Origin of the sequence: Carnobacterium maltaromaticum DSM 20342 (genome assembly GCF_000744945.1) — a bacterium.
In the GTDB taxonomy this organism is placed as follows: Bacteria; Bacillota; Bacilli; order Lactobacillales; family Carnobacteriaceae; genus Carnobacterium; species Carnobacterium maltaromaticum.
The window spans coordinates 2,177,342-2,196,545 of record NZ_JQMX01000001.1; the positions used below are offsets into that span (position 1 = coordinate 2,177,342).

General features: G+C 34.7%; 21 protein-coding genes. 7 read left to right on the forward strand and 14 right to left on the reverse strand.

Going from position 1 to position 19,204, the window contains the following annotated elements; all coding sequences use genetic code 11:
* Positions 1 to 47: 47 nt before the first annotated feature.
* Both BR77_RS10160 and BR77_RS10165 read left to right on the forward strand, forming a co-directional pair.
* Complete coding sequence (locus tag BR77_RS10160; protein ID WP_016356292.1) at positions 48 to 1,568, forward strand: AMP-binding protein; 1,521 nt, start codon at positions 48 to 50, stop codon at positions 1,566 to 1,568.
* A 53-nt stretch (positions 1,569 to 1,621) separates the two neighbouring features.
* Positions 1,622 to 2,152 carry a DNA-3-methyladenine glycosylase I gene (locus tag BR77_RS10165; RefSeq protein WP_015075237.1) on the forward strand — a complete coding sequence of 177 codons (531 nt, stop codon included), beginning with the start codon at positions 1,622 to 1,624 and terminating at the stop codon, positions 2,150 to 2,152.
* Positions 2,153 to 2,210: 58 nt separating this feature from the next.
* Here BR77_RS10165 and BR77_RS10170 read toward each other — a convergent pair whose 3' ends face one another.
* The 4 genes from BR77_RS10170 to BR77_RS10185 form a co-directional block, all read right to left on the reverse strand.
* Positions 2,211 to 3,254: a winged helix DNA-binding domain-containing protein gene (locus tag BR77_RS10170; protein WP_015075236.1), complete on the reverse strand. Its 1,044-nt coding sequence runs from the start codon at positions 3,252 to 3,254 to the stop codon at positions 2,211 to 2,213.
* Between the two features lie 28 nt (positions 3,255 to 3,282).
* A complete protein-coding gene (locus BR77_RS10175; protein WP_015075235.1) occupies positions 3,283 to 4,122 on the reverse strand; it encodes an aminoglycoside phosphotransferase family protein in 840 nt (279 codons plus the stop codon).
* Positions 4,123 to 4,146: 24 nt separating this feature from the next.
* A complete protein-coding gene (locus BR77_RS10180) occupies positions 4,147 to 4,998 on the reverse strand; it encodes an HAD-IIB family hydrolase (RefSeq protein WP_035064821.1) in 852 nt (283 codons plus the stop codon).
* 190 nt (positions 4,999 to 5,188) lie between these two features.
* The gene (locus BR77_RS10185; RefSeq protein ID WP_015075232.1) at positions 5,189 to 5,713 is read right to left on the reverse strand and encodes a YehS family protein; all 525 of its coding nucleotides are present in this window, start codon (positions 5,711 to 5,713) and stop codon (positions 5,189 to 5,191) included.
* 159 nt (positions 5,714 to 5,872) lie between these two features.
* Between BR77_RS10185 and BR77_RS10190 the strand changes: the two genes are divergently transcribed.
* Positions 5,873 to 6,073 carry a YwbE family protein gene (locus BR77_RS10190; RefSeq protein ID WP_015075231.1) on the forward strand — a complete coding sequence of 67 codons (201 nt, stop codon included), beginning with the start codon at positions 5,873 to 5,875 and terminating at the stop codon, positions 6,071 to 6,073.
* Positions 6,074 to 6,147: 74 nt separating this feature from the next.
* Here BR77_RS10190 and BR77_RS10195 read toward each other — a convergent pair whose 3' ends face one another.
* Positions 6,148 to 6,453: a hypothetical protein gene (locus BR77_RS10195; RefSeq protein WP_231857784.1), complete on the reverse strand. Its 306-nt coding sequence runs from the start codon at positions 6,451 to 6,453 to the stop codon at positions 6,148 to 6,150.
* A gap of 42 nt (positions 6,454 to 6,495) precedes the next feature.
* Complete coding sequence (locus tag BR77_RS10200) at positions 6,496 to 8,862, reverse strand: ABC transporter ATP-binding protein/permease (RefSeq protein ID WP_016356291.1); 2,367 nt, start codon at positions 8,860 to 8,862, stop codon at positions 6,496 to 6,498.
* A gap of 152 nt (positions 8,863 to 9,014) precedes the next feature.
* Here BR77_RS10200 and BR77_RS10205 point away from each other — a divergent pair, with 152 nt between their 5' ends.
* Positions 9,015 to 9,689 carry a response regulator transcription factor gene (locus BR77_RS10205; RefSeq protein ID WP_015075228.1) on the forward strand — a complete coding sequence of 225 codons (675 nt, stop codon included), beginning with the start codon at positions 9,015 to 9,017 and terminating at the stop codon, positions 9,687 to 9,689.
* Positions 9,686 to 10,738 (forward strand): HAMP domain-containing sensor histidine kinase, encoded by a 1,053-nt coding sequence (locus BR77_RS10210; RefSeq protein ID WP_015075227.1) that lies wholly within the window; start codon positions 9,686 to 9,688, stop codon positions 10,736 to 10,738. Before BR77_RS10205 ends, BR77_RS10210 begins: the two co-directional genes overlap by 4 nt.
* A 67-nt stretch (positions 10,739 to 10,805) precedes the next feature.
* Here BR77_RS10210 and BR77_RS10215 read toward each other — a convergent pair whose 3' ends face one another.
* The 4 genes from BR77_RS10215 to BR77_RS10230 form a co-directional block, all read right to left on the reverse strand.
* A complete protein-coding gene (locus BR77_RS10215; protein ID WP_015075226.1) occupies positions 10,806 to 11,654 on the reverse strand; it encodes a hypothetical protein in 849 nt (282 codons plus the stop codon).
* 244 nt (positions 11,655 to 11,898) lie between these two features.
* On the reverse strand, positions 11,899 to 12,426 hold the full coding sequence (locus tag BR77_RS10220) for a GNAT family N-acetyltransferase (protein WP_015075225.1): 528 nt from the start codon (positions 12,424 to 12,426) through the stop codon (positions 11,899 to 11,901).
* A 46-nt stretch (positions 12,427 to 12,472) separates the two neighbouring features.
* Positions 12,473 to 13,342, reverse strand: coding sequence for a PhzF family phenazine biosynthesis protein (locus tag BR77_RS10225; RefSeq protein WP_015075224.1), 870 nt, complete (start codon positions 13,340 to 13,342; stop codon positions 12,473 to 12,475).
* 307 nt (positions 13,343 to 13,649) lie between these two features.
* Entirely contained in the window at positions 13,650 to 13,862 is a 213-nt protein-coding gene (locus tag BR77_RS10230; protein WP_015075223.1) for an LPXTG cell wall anchor domain-containing protein, read from the reverse strand.
* A 185-nt stretch (positions 13,863 to 14,047) separates the two neighbouring features.
* On the opposite strand from BR77_RS10230, the gene BR77_RS10235 reads away from it, so the two are divergent.
* Entirely contained in the window at positions 14,048 to 14,752 is a 705-nt protein-coding gene (locus tag BR77_RS10235) for a LytR/AlgR family response regulator transcription factor (protein ID WP_015075222.1), read from the forward strand.
* The gene (locus tag BR77_RS10240; protein WP_016356290.1) at positions 14,752 to 16,047 is read left to right on the forward strand and encodes a GHKL domain-containing protein; all 1,296 of its coding nucleotides are present in this window, start codon (positions 14,752 to 14,754) and stop codon (positions 16,045 to 16,047) included. The genes BR77_RS10235 and BR77_RS10240 overlap by 1 nt, the downstream gene beginning before the upstream one ends.
* A 44-nt stretch (positions 16,048 to 16,091) precedes the next feature.
* Here the strand turns inward: BR77_RS10240 and BR77_RS10245 are convergent, their stop codons facing one another.
* From BR77_RS10245 to BR77_RS10260, 4 genes are read right to left on the reverse strand one after another with little or no spacing between them, the layout of a single operon-like run.
* Positions 16,092 to 16,826 carry a hypothetical protein gene (locus tag BR77_RS10245; protein WP_015075219.1) on the reverse strand — a complete coding sequence of 245 codons (735 nt, stop codon included), beginning with the start codon at positions 16,824 to 16,826 and terminating at the stop codon, positions 16,092 to 16,094.
* Positions 16,798 to 17,511, reverse strand: a complete 714-nt coding sequence (locus BR77_RS10250) for an ATP-binding cassette domain-containing protein (protein WP_016356289.1) — start codon at positions 17,509 to 17,511, stop codon at positions 16,798 to 16,800. The genes BR77_RS10245 and BR77_RS10250 overlap by 29 nt, the downstream gene beginning before the upstream one ends.
* Positions 17,512 to 17,519: 8 nt before the next feature.
* Complete coding sequence (locus BR77_RS10255) at positions 17,520 to 18,278, reverse strand: ABC transporter permease (RefSeq protein WP_035064827.1); 759 nt, start codon at positions 18,276 to 18,278, stop codon at positions 17,520 to 17,522.
* Positions 18,238 to 19,200, reverse strand: a complete 963-nt coding sequence (locus BR77_RS10260; RefSeq protein ID WP_035064830.1) for an ABC transporter ATP-binding protein — start codon at positions 19,198 to 19,200, stop codon at positions 18,238 to 18,240. The genes BR77_RS10255 and BR77_RS10260 overlap by 41 nt, the downstream gene beginning before the upstream one ends.
* Between the last annotated feature and the right edge of the window lie 4 nt (positions 19,201 to 19,204).

A 19,204-nucleotide genomic window follows, 5' to 3' on the forward strand; every position in this document is an offset into this window, starting at 1 on the left:
ATGCTATAATTATTTGAACTAAATAAAAAGGAGCGTGTGAATAATCTATGTATAATAAATATGAACCCCTTAATTTGTATACAAATTTTGCAAATGCGGCGAAAGAATTTCCAGAAACCCCAATCTATTTTGACGAACCTTTATTGGCTTTCCCAGAATTAAATCTACAAACTACCTATTCAGAATGTACTGCTGCTATTTTAAAAAAAGCTACCCAACTTAAAAAAATCGGTGTAAAAAAAGCCGACAAAGTAATTGTTTATAAATCAGCTAAATTTGATACCTATCTTGCTGCAGTGGCAATTTCTTATTTGGGCGCTGTTCCTATCATGGTCTCAGCACATTTACCAGCTGAAACGATCGATGTCTTTGTAAATCGCTTAGATCAACCTTGGGTACTTTTCGATAGTGAAACTTCGAGCAAGTGCGCCCAATTACAAAATTTACCAAAGAACAAATTAATTGCAGTAGATGAATTACTAGCTGTTGAAATTGACGAAATTTGTCAGCAAGAGGAGTTGGAAAAAGACGTTATTTCATACATGACCCATACATCTGGAACAACTGGAATTCCTAAATTGATTGCTCATTCTGCAAATTCGATGGGCTGGAGAACAAAATGGCAAAAAAATATTTTTGATTTTATTAAAGAAAAAGAATTGGTTGCATTCCATATTTCACCAGTTCATTCACGTTTTAATATTGGAATTTCATCTCTAATGGCAAAAGGCTTTCCATTATTAGCTATTGCTGATTCGTCAGCGGAAAATGTAACTAAAGTCTTAGGCGACTACCAACCGGGTGTCTTAGAAACCCATCCGAATCATTTTGTGCAATGGGCTTCTCTAGCTAGAGAAAAACCTGAAGTCTTCAGTAGCATTAAATATTACCATTCAACTTTTGATGCCATTAATAAAGAAACATTAGCTACATTTTTACGTTGTTCAACGTTTAAGAAACCCGTTTTCTTACAAGTATATGGTCAAAGTGAATGCGGTCCAATGATTATGCGTGTTCATAATTTATCTTCCATTAAAAAAATTAATGCTCGTGATATGGGTGTTGGGATGCCTGGTTTAACTGAAGTTCGGATTGTCGATCAAGCAGGGAATCCTGTTGCAGCTAACATTAGTGGAAACATCCAAATGCTTTCAAAAGGCCGCGCATTAACGTATTATAAAGAAGAAACGCGCTTTGAAGATAATCTTTATGGCAATTGGTGGGACAGTGGGGATTACGGATTTAAAGATACTCATGGAAAATTACACTTGCAAGATCGACAAGTTGATTTAGTTGATACAATTGCTAGCACTTTGGCAATTGAAGACAAATTATTAGATGAGTTAACATTCTTAGAAGAAGTTGTCATTATTCGTGGTAAAAACGGGAGCCCTCAGCCTGTTTTAGCCGTTTATCCAACACACGAAATGGACTGGAATCGTTGGTGGGCAAGTGTTTCTGATCTACCTCATTTAAATGAACCGATTATGATGACCTTTGATGAATTGCCAAGAACAGCTACTATGAAAATTCAAAGACTGGCATTAGAACAACAATTAAAAGGCTAATTAGTCAATTAAACTAGCGGACAAGTTTAACTTTTAGATTGGGAGGTTTTATCATGAAAAAAAATTCAACTGCTAGTACTGGGATTCAGTTTTATCAAAATCAATGGGGAACGCCAACCCACGACGACCAATTACTATTTGAATTATTGACAGTTGGAACCTTTCAAGTTGGACTTGGGTGGAAAATGGTTGTCAATAAACGCGATGTTTTTTTACGTAATTTTCAGCAAATGGATATTTTAAAAGTTGCGGCGATGATGCCTGATGATGTCGAACGAATTATGGAAGACCCAGCCATGATTCGTAATCCTAGGAAAATAAATGCAACCATCACAAATGCTCGTGCAATTATTGGAATTCAAAAAGAGTATGGCAGTTTTGCTGCTTACCTTTGGCAATTCGTCGACAATCAAACGATTGAATATGAGTATACAGAGGCTTCGGAAGTCCCAACTTCATCCCCTTTGTCTGAAAAAGTTGCTAAAGAGCTGAAGAAAAAAGGCTTCAAATTTGTAGGTCCAATTGTGACCTACATGTTTATGAAAGCTAGCGGACTTGTTCACGATACTATTATTGATCGGTAAAAAAATAACCTTACTAGAACCTAATCATTTTGATTATTTCTCTAGGTAGGTTATTTTTTTATTTTAAATGAAACTGCTGATAGTTAGCTACCGCCTTATGGATAGCATGTTGATTTACTCTTTTTTTCGGATTAAATAAGTCAATTCTCACCTCTGATAAATCACTTTTATCCGATTGCCAAGTTCCTTCAATCATACCTTCCACCATCAACCAATGCTTGTGCTCCATAAAGGGGCTGATTGGATATTCTTTGTTTAAAAAAATATTTCGATTTTTATAACTAATACCATATTCATCAAAATCAGGAAATAAAAAAGTTCCGCAGTCATTTGGAACATAAGCATTATTCTTTGGCAAATACCAATACTCTTTTCCATCATTAAGAAACGAACTAAAATCATTCGATAAGAATTGTGTTCCTAATCGTGCATCTTTAATTGATAAACCTGACCAATAAGCAAAATCTTGTACTGTTGCAGGTCCACGGCTAGTAAAGTAACGAAGGGCTAATTTGGTCAATGCTTCTTCTCGAATAAACGAAGTTAAGGGTGCAATAAATTTACTGAGCAATGTGTAAACAGCTTGATTTCCCCTCATCTTGCCACTACAAAGTAGCCCCTCTAATTCTCCAAAAAGAATAATAAAGGAAAAACTTTGGCTCGTTGTTTGAATGCCTTTTTCAGCGACTATTGTAGCTAATTCTTTCCGAGTTAACTCCTTCTCTACTAATGCCTCTTCAATAATACTACAAGCTTGATGCATTTTTTTTGGCGTTAAATCGAATTTACTATAGAAGCTTTTGATTTTTTTATGAATCTGCGGTGCCGTTAATGCCAACATCCACCGACTATCCTCTGGTACAATAAAATGCCAGGTTGGACGTAATAAATGCATCCGAATAATTTTCCCGGCATCAATTGCGGCATCAACATCTTGCACTGTTAAATTTGGGATGCGCAATCCAATCGCCCATTTTGCCATTGCGTATTCCTGCGCCTGCATCGCGCCTAGATACTGAACAAGCTCTTCTGGCTTCTTAAAATTGGTACTTGAAATCTGCTGGTTAGCCAGTCTTAACGTCCTTATTTCTTGGTTATCCATCTGCTCACCTAATCCTTATTAGTTGCCTTTAGTCTACTGCTAGCATATCCACCAAAACTTTTTTCGATACGGCATCATCAGGGGTAATGAGCGCTTTCCATAAAGCCCAGGCTTTTCCTCGCTGCCATGTAGTGTCATCAAGTCCCATCTCTTCCTTAAAAGCTTTGCGACTCTTTGAATCAAAAAAGGTCCAAGCCATCACTAAATCACAGGCAGGATCTCCCGTTCCAAGGATACCAAAATCTATTACACCTGATAAATGCCCGTCATTTACTAAAAGGTTGCCTACAGCAATATCACCATGAACCCACACTGGTTTTTTCTCCCACTTTGTTGCAAGAGCCGTTGTCCAAATATCTTGGTAGTGGTTGCGCTGAGGTCCTGCTGGTAATTGAGTTAATGCTTGTTCAAATTCTGCTGTGTATACTGCTAAATCCCCTCCACGGTAGAAGTTATGCGCGCCAGCTTGAGGTCCATTTTCAGCATTTATTGCTTCTAATTCTTTTAAAAAACGAGCTAATTCAATTGCAAATTTTTGTAAATCAACGTTTGTATGTGTAACTGTTTCTCCTACTAACCAGCGGTTAATTGACCAAGCTAAAGGATATTCTGGTGTTGGTTTTCCTTTAGCGACTGGAGCAGTGATTGGCAAAGAAAGGTGCTGGGCTAAAACAGGTAGCCATTTAGCTTCTTTTTGAATTTGTGGTTCGTATTCTTTTCCACTAGGCAAGCGAATCGTCAAATCATCACCGAAATGGAAGGTTCGATTATCATGTCCGCTATTTTTAACTGGCTTTATTTCTAAATGTGACCACTGAGGAAATTGTTTAAAAATCAATTTTTTGGCTAAATCAACTGTAATATCCATCATTTCCTCCAATCAAAATTTTCTTTATACGATTATTTTCTCATAGATGTAGTGTCCTACGCCACCATTAAGGCAGTCTAATGTAAATTCTTGGCAAGCTTCTTTCACTATTTCGGTTGCATTGTCTACTGCAACAGCGATATCAACAACTTCTAACATCGGTAAATCATTCTCGGCATCTCCAATTCCATAAGAAGTTGCGTCAGGAAAAAGCTTCATATATTGGTTGATAGCAGAACCTTTATTGCTACTCGGATTGACAATTTCTAGCCCTGTGAAAAATGACGAAAAAGCATACACATTTTCGTTGGCTAACATTTCCACAATTTTAATTGTTTTAGCTTCATCACTTTCCATGACTTCTATTTTCAATAATTTAATTTGGGGATTTTCTTTGAAAAAAGTTCCTAAATCTTCATGATGCACACAGTCATTTGTAAAATAATTTTCTTTAAAATCCATAATCTGTTGGCCTTGCTCACCCATCGGCAGAAAGGTTTTACGCAACTCTTTGAAATGTTTAGTAAAGTATTGAACAGGTTTTAAATAGACCTCTTCACTCGTATGAATATGGTAAAAAATATTTTCTTGATCCAAAAATTTCATGATATTTACGCATGTTTCTAAAGAAAGACAGTTTTCATATTGAGCTGGCTGTCCCACTAATTTAAAACCAGCCCCATTTCCAAAAATAATATCTCCTTCTTTGCCAAGTTCCTCTTGCATCTTTTCAATTTGCGTACAACTACGACCACTGACAAATACAAATCGATCCCCTTGTTGATGCATTGCATCAATTGCATCTAAATTTATTTGTGGAATCTCCGCACCCATTTGATGAAATGTACCATCTATATCTGAAAAAACGATTTTCATTTTTATGCCTCCCTGTATCATTCTTTTATCTAACTTTAGCATACAGTATGTAATGCTTCTCATGTCAAGAAAGGAATTTCCTAGCTTTTTTGCTACTCATCTTCTTCCGATTGATCCTAAAATGAAAGAAGATGGCTATCTGCGCCCATTGATTGGAGTCAGATAGCCATCTTTTCGTTTTATTTGCTTGTTATCCACGGTACCTTAATGCAAGTCCTTTTAAGAAGTTGCGAGCGTAACGATCCCCACATTCTTTATAATTCCGATGTCCCTCTTTACGAAGAACGGCACTCAATTCGCTATTGGAAATACGAACTCCGGCTTCATCTAGCATATCAAGAATATCGTCACTCGTTAAAGAAAGAGCAATTTTGACTTTTTTCAACAAAACATTATTGACGCTTCGATCATTTTTAATCATTAATTCAGGTTTTTGAGTATCATCGCCAGTTGTCTCTTTGCGACCTCTTTGTGAAATGATTAAACCATTTAAAAAGGATTCCAACATAAAATTATCACATACTTTAAGCTCTTCATTAACAATCGGTTCACTTTTTTCAACTTCTGTTGTCGTATTTTTTTTAGGGTTAATCAACATTTTTTGAACTTCCGCCTTAGTTAATTCAATGCCACCCATTCGAAAAATTTCAACCATATCAGCATCTTTAATATTTAAAGCATATCTCAATCTAATTAATATATCATTATTCGTCATTTTGATCCTCCAACATTTATCTATTATCCATCTAGTATCAGTATAATACTTTATGCTCGCTATTGCATTAATTTATTCATCCTTGCCTATTTATAACCAAATTCTGCTATACTAAACAAGTAAATAAACGGATAGCAGCTAAGAATAGTAGGTGAAAAAATGAACGGGAAAAATCGCAGTAATTTAAAAGTTGGGCAGCTTGTTGATATCGTTTTAAAAAAAGATCAACGAACTGGAACGTTAACTAGAGGGCATATTAAACGTATCCTAACGAATAGTAGCAGTCATCCTCATGGTATTAAAGTCATGCTGGTTGAATCTGACCAAGTTGGGCGTGTCCAACATATTATTGAAGAATAAAAAAACTCATAAAACGGTGTTAAGGCTGATAACTATTAGCCTTAACACCGTTTTCCGAGCTTTGATTGTTTGTTTCACGTTTCAAAACTTAAAGTCGTTTTTATCTCTTTGAGAACAGCTTGTTGTTGAGAAAAAATAGCTAAGGGATTCCCCCAGTCATGAAAAACCAGGCGCATTTCTTCCTGCTCTTTCATGATTTTTTTTAATTCCCCTACTAACTTTTGCTCTTTTATATCCATCAGTTCATGGCTATTTCTAAAGTTTGTAAGCATTAAACTAATTTCTTCGATAGCCTGCTCTTGTTTTTTAAAACATGCGATAAAGTGTTCCGGATCATCTAATATATGAGTTGGATATTTTTCATCTATCAAATGTAGCATCTGTTTTATCTCAGCTAAAAACTGAGTTCCCCTGCTCCCCATTTACTCACTTCTCAACGCTTCGACTGGATCTTTTTTCGCTGCTAATCTTGCTGGAATTAAACCGCCTAACATCGTTAATAAAACACTGACTATAATTAAAGCAAGGGCATGAAGTGGGTTTAATTGTGCAACATCGGCTAATCCTGTCACGTTTTCCATCACAATATTCGCTGGAATTGTGACTAGATAGGCAATTCCGATTCCTAATAATCCCGAAAAAGTACCAATAATAAAGGTTTCAGCATTAAAGACACGAGTAATATCTTTTTTACGCGCTCCTAATGCACGTAAAACACCGATTTCTTTCGTTCTTTCCATAACTGAAATATAAGTGATAATTCCAATCATGATTAAAGAAACGACTAATGAAATTGCTGCAAATGCGACCAAGACTACTGTAATCGCATCTAATGTATTCCCCATTAAGGACGTCACTGTAGCTGCCATATCTGTATAAACTACTTGTTTTTCTTCAGATTGGTCTTTATTCCATTGATCTAAATGCTCCAAAACTTGCTCTTTTTTCTCAAAATCAGCTGGATAAATCGTTATTCCACTTGGTTTTTCAATTGCACCAAAGCGAGTTAATAACTGATCTTTTGTGACGGTACTAACTGTCGCAGTTAATGGATTGTTTTCTGGGCTAAAGCTCCGTGGATCTACTGCGCCACCTGTGTTTGTACTGAAAACTTCTCCAGTCATAACATTGAAATCTGCAGCTTCTTGTGCGAGTACAATAGCTGATTTTTGTGCATTTCCAATAAATTCCTGCGCTAATGTATCTGAGTATTTAACACCTTCACTCAATCCAGCAATAGAAAGGTCTTCTTTGCCGCGAATGACGCCGACAATTTTTAAGTCCGTACCAGATTCACCTTCATATAAACTAGTCAAATCAGGATTAAGCTTAAAAAATCCATTCGTTTCAGTGTAGAAATCATCATTGAAAATAGAGGTCATTTCTTGTCCTATAAACTGATCAAAATTAATTTCTTTTTGACTGCTGTCTAAACCTAAGGCATCCACCATACCACTTGCTAGTTGATTATTTTCCCCTACAACTAAGATTAAATCATTTTTACCTGTCGGGTAGCTACCTGCTAATAAATCATAATTTTGTTCTAAGAAAGAAGAACCTTTGGCCTCGCCATTTGTTGGATAGCTAGTTAAATTTAAACTATCTGTCTGAACCGCGGCTACTTCACCATCGTTTTGATGGATTAAATTCATATTCACATTACGCGTAAAGGACATCCCTGAAATTAAGTTCGAATCCATATCCGCTAAATAGGCAATATACTCCTTTGACAAGCTATTTTCATGGACTGTTTCTTCTTCTGCTGGCTGTTCCGGAAACACAGCTTCCGTTTTACGTTGTTTTTCATTGGCCTTGTCGTCTTCTTCTGTGGCTAGTCGATTGCTTGGACCAAATGTCATGTCATTAGCTGTTTCGGTAATCGTAATCGGAAAACCTGACAATGTATCATTTTCGATTGAATCTATTTGCTTACTAAAACCGTTAGATAGTGACAAAACTAAGGCAATACCAATAATACCGATACTAGATGCAAAGGCAATTAAAGCCGTTCGCCATTTTTTAGTCCAGATATTTTTCCCAGAAAGAGTCAAGGCATTCCAAAAACTCATACTCGTTTTCTTTAATTGATAATTTTTAGAGGGCTCTGAGGCTGTCATGGGATTTGAATCAGACATAACTTCCCCATCACGAAACTCAATAATACGATCTGCAAATTCTTCTGCTAAGTCTGGATTATGCGTCACCATAATAACTAATTTATCTTTTGCAATTTCAGCGATTAAGTCCATAATTTGTTGACTCGTTTGTGTGTCTAAAGCTCCAGTTGGTTCATCTGCTAAAATAATATCAGGATCATTCACTAACGATCTGGCAATGGCCACTCGCTGCATTTGTCCGCCAGAAAGTTGATTAGGTTTCTTATGCGTGTGCTCTTTCAAGCCCACTCTTTCAAGAACATCCAGAGCACGCTGATTTTGTTCTGCTTTTGGTACACCACTTAATGTCATTCCCATTTTAACATTATCAAGAACGGTTAGATGACCAATTAGATTATAGCTTTGAAAAATAAAACCTACGCTATTATTACGATACGCATCCCAATCTCCATCTTTATACTTCTTCGTTGATTGTCCATTAATCAGCAAATCCCCTTCATCGTACTGATCCAAACCACCAATAATATTTAATAAAGTCGTTTTACCTGAACCACTTGGTCCTAAGATCGCAGCAAATTCATTTTTTCTAAAATTCAAACTAACTCCGTCTAAGGCAATTTGCGTAAATTCTCCAGTTGTATATTTTTTAAAAATATTTTTTAGTTGTAGCATTTGATTCACTCTCCCCTTCTTGTTCACCTTTAGTTTATCTGACTAATGTAAACTGAAGATTAACAACTTCAAAATAAAGAAGTGTGCTGTTATTTTCAAACTTATTTGGTAAAATGAACATACCAATGACTATCAAGGGAGGGATTCGCATAATGGAAACAATTTTAATCGTTGAAGATGATCCACATACTCGAAATTTAATGGAGATTATTCTAAAAAATAATGGCTTTCAAACCGTTACTGCTACTAATGGCATTGAAGCCTTAGATGTGCTTGATAAAAGAATGATTAGCCTAATTATCTTAGATATTATGATACCTGAAATGGATGGGTACCAGTTGACACAAAACTTAAGAGAAGCTGATTTTCAATTGCCGATTTTAATGGTCACAGCTAAAGAAACCCCTAGCGAAAAGAAAAAAGGCTTTTTAGTTGGAACTGATGATTATATGACCAAACCTGTTGATGAAGAAGAGATGATTCTACGCATTCTCGCATTACTGCGCCGCTCAAAAATTGCGATTGAACATAAAATTGTTCTTGGAGAAGTTACGTTGGATTCAGACTCACTGACTGTTTCTAGAGGAACTCTACAACAAACTTTACCCAAAAAAGAATTTTATCTCCTTTTTAAATTATTAGCCTATCCCGATAAAATCTTTACGCGTTTGCAGTTAATGGATGAAATTTGGGGCTATGAAACGGAAACTGATGAGCGAACAGTCAACGTTCACATCAATCGATTGCGTGAGCGATTTGTTGAGTATCCAGAGTTTACAATTGTCACTGTCCGAGGATTAGGATACAAAGCGGTGAAAAATATATGAAAAAACTATTTAGTCGGTTTAGTTTAACGATGAGCCTTGTTCTATTTGTTTTTTTAATGATGCTCTGCTCAACTGTTATTGTAGCTTTGATTATTTTACTACTATTTAAAACTGGGATGCTGCAATATTTCCCACGTTTTCCTGAAAAATACCGTCTTTTTGGTCCAATTCTTCTTTTGCTTTTTATTAGTATTTTAACTGGAACAATGTTAACTGGTATCTCCAGCAAACGAGCAACACGTCCATACAAAATGGCGATTGAAGCATTTAACCGTGTGGCATCTGGAGATTTTACAGTCGAATTAAAATTTAAACATGTCCCTTATGAGCTTGAAGAACTAACCAAGAGTTTTAATCGGATGACAAAAGAATTAAGCGGAATTGAAACGCTTCGTAGTGATTTTATTAATCATTTTTCACATGAATTTAAGACGCCGATTGTGTCAATACAAGGGTTTGCTAAGCTTCTAGAAAATCCTAATTTAAGTGAAGAAGAGCGCCAAAAATACGTTGCTATTATTATTCAGGAATCGGGTCGCTTAACGACTTTATCCAGTACTATTTTACATTTATCAAAAGTAGAAAATCATGAAATTATTTCTGAAAAACGCGCTATTCAGTTAGATGAGCAACTTCGCCAGACTATCCTTTTATTAGAACCAAAATGGCAGAAAAAAAGAATTATATGGGAGTTAGAGTTAGATGACTCCATTCTCAATTCAGACGAAGACTTGTTGCAACAAATGTGGATTAACTTATTAGATAATGCCATTAAATTTTCGCCTGAAAATGGCGTTGTTAAGGTTAAACTAATGAACCTAACGGATACAGTAATAGTTAAAATTACGGATCAAGGTAGCGGAATGTCCAGCGAAACACAGCAACGTCTCTTTGATAAATTTTATCAAGGCGATGCCTCCCACTCCAAAGAAGGAAACGGGTTAGGTATGTCTTTAGTAAAAAATATTCTTCGGATTTGTGACGGAGAGATTGGTTTGAAGAGCAGCCTAGGAAATGGCAGTAGCTTTACCATTACGTTAAAGAAATAACTAAAAATAACCAGAAAACTATCTTATAAAGGATAGTTTTCTGGTTATTTTGCATTCTCAGCTTAAATTATAGGACTTTGAAATCAGAATTTCTAATTGTCATTTTCTTGCTAGGGCTATCTGGATAGGCTGCATTTCCATCATATTGAATCATTTCAGTTGTGTCTTGCCCTTTGATTAGTTGGACGTAACTTCCGCCTGCGCCGCCAATATTTGTCCAGTGAAGTGTAATAGTATTCCCTTGAGTTCCATCTGGAACGATGGTCCATAAATCTCTACGATAATTGTCCCAGTTTATATCTTTACTCTCTTCATTCGCTGTATTTTTATAAACGCCTTCATAAAAATCAATTGCATTATCGATACCGCTCCAAGTTAAATTATCTATCTCTGCTTGAGGCACAAAAGTAATGACTTGATTTCCAACGGGAGCATTTTCATCATTTAAATAACTTTGATACGCATCCCCTTCTACCGTGATTCCTTCAAAGCCGTTTGCTGTTTTTTTGACTAGTAAAGCATGATTTTCAGACTGATCGTTGGTAATCGTAATAACCGTATACCCGTTTTTATCCAGATTGTCTGCAACACTGTAAGTCCAATTTTCTTGCCCATTTACTGTTAATACATTATTTTCAAATTTCCAGGAGCTGCCTTTTTGATCCTCTTTTCCAGTGGCCAACCAAAACCCAGCAATAGACAGTTCATTTTTTGTCGGTGTTACAACTTCGCTTTCTTTTGAAGTGCTTGCCTCTGAACTCGTTTTATCTGATGTTTTTGCTTTTTTATCTTTAGCGCTCTTTGCCGAAGTGCTAGTGTCCTCTTTTTTGGTTTCTTTCGTATTTCCTCCATTACCACATGCTGTTACCAAGAACAAACTTGCCATTAATAGAATGCCTACTCCAAATTTTTTCATCACAATCGCTCCTCTTCCCAAGTTATGATTCTTAAAAATAATTTCAACTTTATTATATCAATCAATACGTAAGAATAGTTGTTTGTCCCCTTTAATTAAAGAAAAAATAATTAATTATATAAACTAACAATATCATTTTCCATCGAACAGGCTACGGATTTATCCAGCAATCAACATTTTAGCTACTTTTTTATGTGACCTGGCTGTTTTGCGATTTAGCACCTTTAACTACTTTGGCGAAATCTTATTCTAAATAAATCCAATATCGATTTATAGTTTTCGCTCTTTCTTCATTAAAAATAGTCTCTTCTAATATTCCACGGTTGCTTTCAATAATCTTACGGCTCCCCTGATTGTCACTATCGCAAGTGAGCAAAACTTTTTCTAAACCTTGCTTCTTTGCCTCAATCAAAGCTTGTTTCAACATTTGTTTTCCGTAGCCTTTTTTTCGTTCTGTGGGATTAATAGAATAACCAATATGCCCACCGATACTAGTTAAGTACTGATTTAATTTTAAACGCAGTTGTAGCATCCCTATTATTTTATTTGTTGAATGATCTATATAAATGTACTGAATTGCTGGCACTAGTTTATCAGAGATGCTGTTTTCATTCTCATTTTCGACTGAACGGCAAAACCATTCTTCAATGTTTACTGCTGCGGAAAGTCCGCCAGTTCCATCCATATTTTCTTCGCTTTTTATAAATTCTTCTTTGTATTTTTTGATTGCCGGAAGATCATTATAGACCATTTTTCTAAACTCTTTCTGCATCTTTTCTCCTCCTCTTATATTCCCCTACTAAAATTAGGTATCGTCACTAAAGATTATCTAGTGCTCGTTTCACGACTGCCTGTCCACCCACAAAAACCTGTTCAATTTTTGCTCCTGTTGCTTTTAACTCAACTAAAACTTTCCCCTTTTGCTGGATAGATTGTCGACCTTGTGAAAATGTATATTCAACATTGCCTTGGAGAGTATCATGTTTAAATAGATAACAAGCCAAAGCTCCATTAGAAGTCCCCGTAGCATATTCTTCGTCAATCCCTACAAGCGGGGCAAAATTACGGCAATGGATTAAATGCTGATTCTCATCATCTAAAGCAAAGACATGATAGCCGATTATATCGAGTTGATCTGAAATTTCACGAATTTTGTTCATATTAGGCTTAAGATTTTGCAATATAGTTGTATTTTTCACCGGAATAATTAAATCTTTTAAGCCAGTTGAGACAATTTCAATTGGATAATCACTAGGGATGTCGCTCGTTTCTATCCCTAAAGAATGAGCAATCAACCCTCTGTCAGGCTTTTCATCATAAAAAATTGGTAAAGATTGTTCCATAAAAATTGTAGCCTCTGCTAATACAGAAATTGATAATCGGCCTGCTTTAGTATGCATGATATAGTTTCCCATAGCCAATTGATTTAATTGACTCATCAAACTAAAAGCTGCAATTGTAGCATGTCCACATAAAGGCACCTCTGCTAGCGGTGTAAAATATCTTAATTGGAATTCACCTTTGTTTAGTGGTTTAACAAATGCAGTCTCAGAATAATTCAAAGCTTTGGCAATCACCTGCATTTCATTAGTAGAAAGGTTTTCATCTTCTTTTAGTAACTTAACTCCAGCAAGATTCCCTCCTTCTCCTGCTACAGTAAAACTCGATACTTCATAAAGTGTATTCATACTCATCCTCCAGTCATGTAGTTATAGCTAAACTAATTTTATCACTAAAAATAGAAAAACCAACATTTATTAGTTTAAGTGATTCTGATTTTACTTACTAATTTACTCGTATTAACTTAATAAGAACATAGTTATAGCTATTTTGAAAAAAATCTCACTCTTACACCTTATTTTCTATGGAATGATGGAAATTTAGTGGATAATCTTTCTCGTTTAACGACATTTTTGGAAACTATTTCTCTTTCCAGCTAGAAACTAAAATAGAGGTAGTCAACAACGCAGAAAATCCGTTGTTGACTACCTCTATTTAGTTTTCATTGTATGGTTGCCTTTCTTTCATCTTCATGAAAAGGGTAAAATTGACCACCATTAAAAGTAATCCCAGCATAACTAATCCATTCATTTTTTGTTCGCCAGTTGTTGGTAAATTGCCCTGAACTTGGGCTATATCTATTTCGTTAGTCGCTGGATTTTCTGGCACAATCGGAGGAGTCGTTGGACCACTTGTCAGTACCTTCACCTGGATTGGCTGATACTAAATGACGATTCACATTATTGATTAAATGGATTTTGTCTACAATCTGACCACCCATTCTCACGGGTGATTTTGATATCTATTTAAGCAATATCTTACAAGGGATTGTATTTGAAGATAGATTAATTCATAATGTATATATAGATTCTAAAAAAATGGAGGTTTGATTATTGAAAGTTGCTATATGTGATGATAACCCATCATTAACCGAGGTAATAAATACCATGTTGACTGACTATGACCCAAATATGTTTGAAACATTTACGTTCTATAATCCTCACAATCTTATTAATCAACTCGATATCGAGAAATTCGATTTTTTTATCTTGGACATTGAAATGGACGAAATGAGCGGAATCGATTTGGCAAAAAACATACGAGAACGAGGTATTTTATCTCCTATCGTTTTCTTAACAAGTTATAAAGAGTATATGGAAGAAGTTTTCCAGGTGCAAACATTCGACTATTTATTAAAGCCACCTACAAAAGATAGAATGAAACAAGTCTTGGATAAGCTAAATCAACATATTGGTATGTCCGAAAATCACTTCATATTTTCAATAAATAAAGTGACTCATAAAATCCCAACTAAAGATATCGTGTATTTCGAAAAAGAAAAAAGGCAAGTCTTGATACATACCATCGAAGAGACGTATAAGCCTTACATGTCTACAAATCAAATGAAGGAACAGCTGAATGTTGATTTCGTTCAAATCCATTCCTCATTCATAATAAACTGCTCCTTTATAAAAGAGTTAGGAAATAATTTTCTCATACTAAATTTTAAAGATGAGTTTGTTGAAATCCCTATCAGTAGACGATTCAAAGCCTCGTCACATGAAAATATTGTGATGTCCATGAGAGGAAAGATTTAATGTTAAGTATAGCATTACGAAATTTAAGTTTGCTGACCTACCTGTTTCTTGTCTCCTATTTTTTTTCTAATTGGTCAACCATAAATATAAAAAAGAGTAGATTTTACAAAGCTACTTGGATTAGCACAATTTTATTAGTCGTTTTGGCAAGCACTATATCAAGTGTTTACATACCAAATACTAATCTGCCTTACGTTAACTTATTATTAAGCGTTATACTAATCTACTCAGTAGCAATTTTACATTCTGTCCCCTACTTAGATTCTATAGTATGGACTATAACACTAATTTCAATGAATTTAATTTGCGAAGTCTTGTCATTAAACATTACGAGACTAATCATTAATACAAGTTCAACGTCTTATGACAACCCTAAATTTGCCATAGTCTCTATCACATTTACAACCCTAATTGAGTTGATTGGAATCATCATAATAAAATTTTCAATCGTTAAAGGAAATGAATCGAAGCTATCTACAAGTTTAACCTCTACATTGTTCTTAATCTCTATCCCAGTCCTCTCTATCATCATTCTTTTTGGACTTCTAATGAGGAATGACCAGTCAGGAAGCAATCAAATATCTGAGGCTGCTATAACCAGTAGTGTTATAATACTAAATGTTTGTGTCATATTTCTTTACAAAATAACTATAGAGCATCAAAAAGAGCAATACGATATTTCTCTCAACAAAAAAAATATTGAAGCAGAATATAGAATTCTAAACGAAATTAAAAAAAATAGAACAACTGTATTAAAACTGAAGCATGACTTGAAAAATCAGTACCTTACAATACTTGGACTTATTGAAAATGATGAGTTAAATGAAGCAGTTGATTATATCAAAAGTACCTTTGAAATTTTGGAGCCACCGACTAAGACTTATGCATCAGATGGAGTTTTAAACTATTTATTAAACCAAAAACTTGCTGAGGCCGATAAGAATCAGATTAAGGTAGATCATCAAATATTCATCTCAAAAAATGTTAAAATAAACAATGATATACTGGCTATTGTCATTGGGAATGTTATTGATAACGCTATTCAAGCGTCCATCAGAATATGTCCTGAAGATAGACATATCAACATTGTGATTAAGCAGTTCAATAACGATCTACTTGTTGAAGTATCAAACAACTTCAATCCCGAAGAACTTTCAACAAGGCACCATAGAAAAAATGAAGGTTTTGGTATGAAAAATATTGACGGTCTCTTACAGCAAATTGGCGGCATCTATCGCCACTGGACGGAGGAAAGCAAACACTTTGTAACCGTAGTTATATTTAATGTTTATTAAAAAAATTCAAAAAAATCTAATTAAATAGATTTTCTTGAATTTTTTTAGTATACTTCCATTCTTTTTAAGTTCTTTGAAAATTCTAAAAATAACCAAGTAACTATCAACCCCATAATTACAGACGAAACAAGTGTTAGTTCAGGGAAATTCATCAGCCCCATGGCAGAGAAATTAGAAAACATCAACATGAGCACTACTGCGGTTATTATGGTAGAGATTTCTGATTGCTTCCAAATAGATATTATCTCAGATAGTATTAAAATTAGATAAACTAAACTACAGTTTATGGCTATCATGAAAAATCCAATATACATTTCAAAAAACCAATTTGAACTCTCAAATTTCAAAAATAAATTCAATACTATCTCGGAGAAAAATGATACAAACAAGGCGCTTCCAAAACCTGTTAGAATAATAGTGAAAAAGGAGCTGGTTTTTTTTACAAGTAGAACTTTTCTATCAACAGGAAATAGAAAAGTTCTGTTTCTCTGATCGCCAACATAAAACATTACAAGTTCCTTCCTCATTAATACTGCGCCATAAATTGATATACCACACATCGATACTGTAGTCGACAATGCAATTATTCCTTGGAAGGACGAAATAGTATCCGCACTACCTTCTAACTTGCCTACTACCGAGAAAAACATAAAAGATAATAATTGAATCACCATTGTGATTAAAAAAACTTTTAACCAAGCATTTTTAATCTTGGATAATTCATATTTAAAAATATTTATTTCATTAGCATCAATTACATTTCTGTTTTTGTTCATCATAATAATCTTTTAACCCCTCTTTATATTCTTTTCTAATTTCAAACATAGATTTCATCTTTAATATACTCCCGCCTTCGATAAATATCACATAATCAAGAAATGTTTCCATATCTCTCAAGACGTGACTACTAATAATCAGAGCTCTATCCTTAGATAAACTTTTTACATTCTCTATAAACAAGTCAACACCGTCTGGGTCCAATCCATTAAAAGGTTCATCTAAGAGAACTAAAGAAGGTTTGTGTATTGTTGAAAGTCCTAATAAGAACCTTTGCTTCATTCCTAAAGACATAGCATCAAATTTCATCTTTTTGTTAACGTCCAAACCCACTTCATCCAACAAATTTTCTAAGCTAAATGATTTTTTTAACCTATGGTAAAAAACGTGATCATTATATATATACTCCAAGCTAAATCCTTTTAAACTATCCGAGTTAATGAAGTTAGTCCCTACTTGTGACAATATTTCAGAATTTGCTACTTCTACTTGTTGGTTATCTATTTCCAGCACACCACCATCAGGTCTAAGTAATCCACAAAGACATTTCATCAAAGTCGTTTTACCAGCCCCATTAGGGCCAACCAATCCGTAAATTTTACCTGCCTCCAAGGCTAAACTCCCCACATTCAAATTAAACGAGTTGTTTATATTTTTATATAAATTATTAATTTTAATTTTTTGCAATTTGTCACTCAATCCCTTCTTGACAATGAAACAAGCGATAACAACATATTTAACACCAACCAAAAACATATTACGATAATGTTATATATATTAACAATACCTTGATCATAAAACATTGACCTTATTAAATTACTGGATGGAACAAAAGGTAGAATTTCGAAGAATCTCACTAACAATGAAGGCAATCTGTCTGTAGGATATGTGATAGGGGAAAACAAAAGCCCTCCTATCATAATGACTTGAGTAGACAGGCCTACTACGTTTGGTGACAGCCAGTAAGCCAATGTAAATCCTATAGATATCATACATAACTGAATTAAGATAAGAATAATTATTCCTTTAAAAGAGAAATTAATCTTTACCCCAAACCTCAAATATGCAGCCAAGAATGACATAAATACTCCTGGCAGCGAAGCCATTCCCCAAATTATAAAATCGGCCACTAAAATGTTTAATCTCAAGACTGGAAGTGTCCTTTGATAACTCACAATTCCGTCTTGCTTCGCAGTACTTACTATTTGAGCAGCAAGAACACATCCTACAGCGATAATTCCAAGGGCAGTCGCTCCAGATGACAAGTAGATGGCTGTTTTTTCATCTACATTGGGTATTAAAAGTGCCAACCCGTAAACGATTGCCACTGACAAAAATGCCTGAGTTAAGGTGAAAACTGGTAGTAAAGATTTATGTCTTAACAAACTCCATTTTATTAAAGCAAGTAATTCTTTAAGCATTGAATTTTTTTCGTGAGTTTTTATCGTCTCCATCTATCATCTCTCCATACGTTTCATTTAAGGATTTTGGTGAAACCTTATAGTTTTGAACCTTTCTTTCTATTACTAAATCCATAACCCAACTAACCGCTTCAGGAACTTGACTGTTTGTTAGCTCCATCTCAATCATGAGTTCTTCATCATTAACATTTAGCATCGCTGCATTTGGGGGAAGTATATCTTTCAAGTCATTTAGATTAATAAAGTTAACAGTCATGTAGTTGAGCTCTTTGATTTCTATATATTGTTCTTTTAAGTTCTTATCTTCCAGAACCTTACCTTTATTCATCAATATATATCTATCAGCATATTTCTCAACTTCCAATATATTGTGTGTTACCACAATTATTATGTGTCCTTCGTTAGATAGTTTTTTTAAATGCTTCCATACTATTTGTCGTCTAATTGGGTCTACATCATTAGTTGGTTCATCAAGTACAATAATTGGAGATGGATAGGCAACAGCCATTGCAAATGATGTAAGTCTTTTAAGTCCACCAGAAAGTTTTTGTCCTGGTGTGTCTTTCCATTCCTCTATTTTTAATTCTTTCAATATTTTAATACACTCTTCTTTAGCAACTTTCTGGCTAAGACCTCTAATTCTTAAAATAGATTCTACCGACTGGGACATCGTTACTCCAGATAAAGGAGCATGTAATTGTGGCATCATAGATACATGTTCTCTTGCAGATTTACTGTCCGTCGCAAAAGAAAATCCATCATATGTAATTGAACCCTTTGAAGGTTTCGTAGTGCCAATAATCTGGTTTAACATCGTGGTTTTTCCAGCACCGTTATGACCTGTAATTGCTGAAATTTCACCTTGATTAAAGATTATATTTATATTCTCGTTCGCATAATTATTTGATTTTTTGTATTTTTTACTTAATGAATGTAGCTCCAATTGTTTATTCAAAACA

What these genes read in the sequence shown, in the direction of transcription:
- BR77_RS10160 (WP_016356292.1), top strand. Translation starts at nt 48, where the DNA reads ATGTATAATAAATATGAACCCCTTAATTTGTATACAAATTTTGCAAAT.
- BR77_RS10165 (WP_015075237.1), top strand. Translation starts at nt 1,622, where the DNA reads ATGAAAAAAAATTCAACTGCTAGTACTGGGATTCAGTTTTATCAAAAT.
- BR77_RS10170 (WP_015075236.1), bottom strand. Translation starts at nt 3,254, where the DNA reads ATGGATAACCAAGAAATAAGGACGTTAAGACTGGCTAACCAGCAGATT.
- BR77_RS10175 (WP_015075235.1), bottom strand. Translation starts at nt 4,122, where the DNA reads ATGGATATTACAGTTGATTTAGCCAAAAAATTGATTTTTAAACAATTT.
- BR77_RS10180 (WP_035064821.1), bottom strand. Translation starts at nt 4,998, where the DNA reads ATGAAAATCGTTTTTTCAGATATAGATGGTACATTTCATCAAATGGGT.
- BR77_RS10185 (WP_015075232.1), bottom strand. Translation starts at nt 5,713, where the DNA reads ATGACGAATAATGATATATTAATTAGATTGAGATATGCTTTAAATATT.
- BR77_RS10190 (WP_015075231.1), top strand. Translation starts at nt 5,873, where the DNA reads ATGAACGGGAAAAATCGCAGTAATTTAAAAGTTGGGCAGCTTGTTGAT.
- BR77_RS10195 (WP_231857784.1), bottom strand. Translation starts at nt 6,453, where the DNA reads ATGCTACATTTGATAGATGAAAAATATCCAACTCATATATTAGATGAT.
- BR77_RS10200 (WP_016356291.1), bottom strand. Translation starts at nt 8,862, where the DNA reads ATGCTACAACTAAAAAATATTTTTAAAAAATATACAACTGGAGAATTT.
- BR77_RS10205 (WP_015075228.1), top strand. Translation starts at nt 9,015, where the DNA reads ATGGAAACAATTTTAATCGTTGAAGATGATCCACATACTCGAAATTTA.
- BR77_RS10210 (WP_015075227.1), top strand. Translation starts at nt 9,686, where the DNA reads ATGAAAAAACTATTTAGTCGGTTTAGTTTAACGATGAGCCTTGTTCTA.
- BR77_RS10215 (WP_015075226.1), bottom strand. Translation starts at nt 11,654, where the DNA reads ATGAAAAAATTTGGAGTAGGCATTCTATTAATGGCAAGTTTGTTCTTG.
- BR77_RS10220 (WP_015075225.1), bottom strand. Translation starts at nt 12,426, where the DNA reads ATGCAGAAAGAGTTTAGAAAAATGGTCTATAATGATCTTCCGGCAATC.
- BR77_RS10225 (WP_015075224.1), bottom strand. Translation starts at nt 13,342, where the DNA reads ATGAATACACTTTATGAAGTATCGAGTTTTACTGTAGCAGGAGAAGGA.
- BR77_RS10240 (WP_016356290.1), top strand. Translation starts at nt 14,752, where the DNA reads ATGTTAAGTATAGCATTACGAAATTTAAGTTTGCTGACCTACCTGTTT.
- BR77_RS10245 (WP_015075219.1), bottom strand. Translation starts at nt 16,826, where the DNA reads ATGATGAACAAAAACAGAAATGTAATTGATGCTAATGAAATAAATATT.
- BR77_RS10255 (WP_035064827.1), bottom strand. Translation starts at nt 18,278, where the DNA reads ATGGAGACGATAAAAACTCACGAAAAAAATTCAATGCTTAAAGAATTA.